Source organism: Oceanobacillus neutriphilus, from assembly GCF_014645515.1.
In the GTDB taxonomy this organism is placed as follows: domain Bacteria; phylum Bacillota; class Bacilli; order Bacillales; family Amphibacillaceae; genus Oceanobacillus; species Oceanobacillus neutriphilus.
Genome location: NZ_BMLW01000032.1, coordinates 1 through 4,221, shown reverse-complemented (window position 1 = coordinate 4,221; position 4,221 = coordinate 1). Strand labels below are relative to the sequence as shown.

The following is a 4,221-nucleotide window of genomic DNA, read 5'->3' as shown; positions in this document are numbered from 1 at the left end:
ATGTTGTATAATGCGCTGATTACCACCAGATTCACGTTGGATTTGTGCAAGAATCCCATTTACCTCGGAATTGGAAACTGTCTCACGCATTTGTGCTGCTGCTCTTCTGATAGGCAACGCCCATCCACCAACATTTTTGATGCCGGATCCCATTCCGACACCTGTACCGGAGCTAAACATGTTATCTATTTTTTTCTTTAAAAACTCGACTCCACCATCTTTTATTTTCTTGAACCCTTTTATCGGAACTTCTTTAAATGCTCCGATAAATTTCTCTGGAAAAATACCTAAAAACGAAAGAGCTTTATTTAATAATTTGGATGGATTCTCCACATAATCCCAGACATCGAAAGCCACGTCCTTAGCTTTTTTAGCGCCCTGTTTGATTTTGTTTCCTGTCCATTTCGCTCCATCCTTAATTTTTCCACTTGTCCATGATGCAGCATCTTTGATGGTACCAAACGCATAAGCAGGCATCTTTAGGTACTCTTTTGTCTTAAGTGCAGACAACACTTGCGTTCCTTTTGGCAAATCCATTATTGTTGGCTTAATTGGGGATAAAAATTCCTTTCCGTTTGGCAACCTTATTAATTCTTGTCCGGCGTTTCTCCCAACACCATCTGATACTAAAGCTTTTCCTCCAGGGTGTCCGTCAGTACCTTGCGCATGTGCTGCAATTGCTCCTCCAAATGCGTTACCCCCACCGACAGTTATAGTTGGGACATCCCATTCGAGTAAACCAGGAGTGATTCCTAGTTTTTCGAGCACCCAATTTATACCTGAAATAACTCCATTAACACCATTACCCAACGTTTGCAGCATCCCATTACCAATATTGGCAAAGGCAGTTTTTATTTTCCCAATTGTTTTGCTGATGCCGTCAGCCATTTTACCTGGCATATCCTTGACGTTTTGAACCATTTCCTTAATCCATCCAGATACGTTGTCCCGGATATTTTTAAAAGTTTCAGATATTCCATCTTTCAAACTAGTGAATCTCTCTTTTACATTAGAGACAATATTTTTAACCGGATTCCAAATTTTATCTTTTACTGCATTCCAGAGCCTTTGAGCTGTATCGCGGATGGTAGTAAAAATATTGGAAGTACTATCTTTCATCCCGGTAAATCTATTTTTAACGAAATCAACAATTCCCTTAATAACGTTTTTAAAGAAACTAAATACATTATTCCAAAGAGAAGTTATGAAATCTTTAATGCCGTTAAATATGGTTTTGATTATATTCCATAGTCCGGTAAAGCTATTTTTTACAAAGGTAACAATGGTCGATATTATTTTGCTGAAGAATGACCATATTGCGTTCCATATAGTAGAGATTATTCTCCAAATGGTTTGCGTTATTGTACTTACAGTATTACTCATGGTAGTGAAACTACTTCGAACAAAACCAACAATCCAAGTAATCACTGTGGAAAACAGATTACTTATACCTGTCCACATTGATTTAAAGAGACCAGCAAAGCCTTTGATAAACAGCATTCCGCCTTTGATGATTCGACCGAAAAATGACAGCTGGATAAAGTTCCATACAAACTTCACTGCCCCCGAAAGGATGTTTTTAACTGCATCCCACATTTCAGACCAGTTTCCAGTAAATAGAGCACCGAAAAATTGTATCAACCCAGTTATAACCTTTAGTGCTCCGTCTATAGTTCCTTTTATTGCATTCCATGTTTCGATAACGATAAATTTAACTACTGGCCAGACAACAGTCATGATTTTTTCTATTACGGACATAGTGGTTTTAATGATTTTTTGAATATATGGAAAGACTATCTTTGCTCCTGTACTTAAACCATTTATAGCCCCTAGGGCTACCTTAGATATTTTCGGCCAGACAACATTCCAGCCGATGGATATTTTATCAAGCGCCCATTTGATGGAAGTGTATATACCTGATGAAAATTTCTTTATTCCATTCCACACTACAGTGACGGTACCAAGTACCACGGTCTTAATAAAACCCCATACATTTTTGGCTGCTTGTTGGATCATATCACCGTGTTTATTCCAAAAATCGGTGAGCCTGCCCCACACATCCATTGCATAGGAAACGACAGCTGAAACANGCTGTCACCATTTTTATTCCACCAATTAATTAATCCACTCCATATTTTTTTAACAAAACCAACGGCAGTCGAAATTCCCTCTGATATGCCATCTTTAATTTTCCCAAAGATGCCAACTGTTTTATTTATCATTTTTCCAGAACTTGAACCGAACCAAGACGTTAAACTAGACCAAGCGTTTTTAATAAAATCAGTAAAGGATTTTATATATGGAGCAACAAACTCTGTAAGATTCCCCCATACATTACTGATTACTTCGGTTACTTTTGATAGAGCGTTACCCACAATCTCAGATACTGACTCAAAAGTATTTTGGATAAACGGAATAACTTTATTCTGCAATATATCTTTTGTGCTGTCGTATATGCCCATGAAGACTTCAACCACTTTATCAATTGCAGGCTTTAAGAATTCATAAATTGTGATTCCTAAATCCTTAAAAAATGTTCCTATGCTTTTAATAAAGTTTCGGAACTTCTCTGACTTTTTATAAGCCGTAACAAATGCACTGCCTAATGCTAATACCCCGGTAATGATCCAACCAATAGGACCAGTGAGAAATCTTAATCCGGTTAACAGTCCTCGAAACAGCTTACTTAAAAGTCCCCCTTTTTTGGCACTGTCAGCAGCATCTTTTCCAACTTTTCTTATCCCATCCTTTTTACCGATAAACCCAAGTAATTTACCGAATGCTTCTGTAACACCTCCAACAAATAAAATGAGTTTTCCTAAACCTAATATTATTGGTCCAAGTGCTACAACTCCAACGCTACCAAATAATAATAATTTCTTTATGATGTCCTGCAGGAAAGGTGACAAACCGTCATACGTTGCTTTTAATGATTTGGCTTTATCAATTACACTTGTGAAAAATTCTCCAAATTTCACACCAGCTTTTTCAGCAAAGTCTCCCATTGTATCTATTCGACCAGTAAAATCAACAATTAAAGGCTTTAGTTGAGAGAAAAATCCTCCACCTTTACCACCGGCATCTAAAAAGGAAGCTCCCAAACGGCCAACAGCTGCCCACATATTTGCCAGACCTGCAGTAAAGGATTCTTCACCGATTTTTTGTGCTGCTCCACCAATGTTATTTTCGATGGCTGACATTAACATTTCGGACGATATTTTACCATCTGAGGCTAAGTTAGTTACTTCTTCTGCTGCAACGCCTGCCTCTTTCGCTAGCCATTGATAAACTGGCAATCCTCTATCAGATAATTGCTGTAACTCACCGTTATAGGCTTTATTTGAGGTCTTTACTTTATTTAAGACCGCTCCCATTTCACTCATACTTGATCCAGCTATTGCAGCAGCATCACCAGTGGTTGATAAGTACTTTGTTAATTCTTTCCCCGGTTCTACTCCTGCAGCAACAGCATTGGCAGCTGTGGTTGCAGCTTCACCCATACCAAAAGATGTTCCGCGAACCGCATCAAGGGCAGACTCCATGATTTTTTCTACACCTTCAGCATCATGACCCAGGCCTTTTAATTTAGCTTGTGCAGTATCAATGCCAATTAGTCTATCAAAACCTTTAACAAGTGCTATACCGGTTAACGCGGACACGGCACCCAAAGCTGGCATGGTGATTTTTTTGGTTAATTGTCCACCGATATCCGACATTTGAGTACCGATGCCTTTTAATTTGCTTCCGAAATCTTTTAATCCTTTACCGGCCTTAGTCCATCCACTATTTGCAATAGCTTGTTCTTTCTTTAAGTTCGTAAGTTCATTTTTTGTACGTTGGATATATCTCTCAAGATTATTTAAAGACGCAGCTTGATTATTGTATTCTCTTGCTGCTTTCTCTGCTTGCTTCGATCCCGCACCGTATTCAGAGACCATTTTTTCATATTCAGATTTGGCTTCTTTAACAACAGTTTTTTGAACTTCAAGTTTTTTATTTAAGCCATCAAGTCTTGTTTCATATTTACCTATTGACTTATCAGAGCGATCAAACGAAGACATATTTGCTTTCATTTCGCTGTTTACAGTTCTTATTTTGTCTTTTAAGCCAGTTAAACCGCGTTCTACACGTAGTGTTTCTAAATCCAGTCCAATACTTAATCCTTCGATTTTTTCCAAATAGCATATACCTCCTTTCTATCAAGGTAGGTCTAAAACTGAA

Annotated in this window: 1 protein-coding gene and 1 pseudogene; both read right to left on the bottom strand. The window is 38.1% G+C overall.

Annotated elements, in window-relative coordinates; genetic code table 11:
- A pseudogene (locus IEX29_RS26215) lies at window positions 1-2,064 on the bottom strand (hypothetical protein); the annotation flags it as partial.
- Complete coding sequence (locus tag IEX29_RS26210; protein WP_444544103.1) at window positions 2,013-3,677, bottom strand: phage tail protein; 1,665 nt, start codon at window positions 3,675-3,677, stop codon at window positions 2,013-2,015. The pseudogene IEX29_RS26215 and the gene IEX29_RS26210, both read right to left, overlap by 52 nt.
- Between the last annotated feature and the right edge of the window lie 544 nt (window positions 3,678-4,221).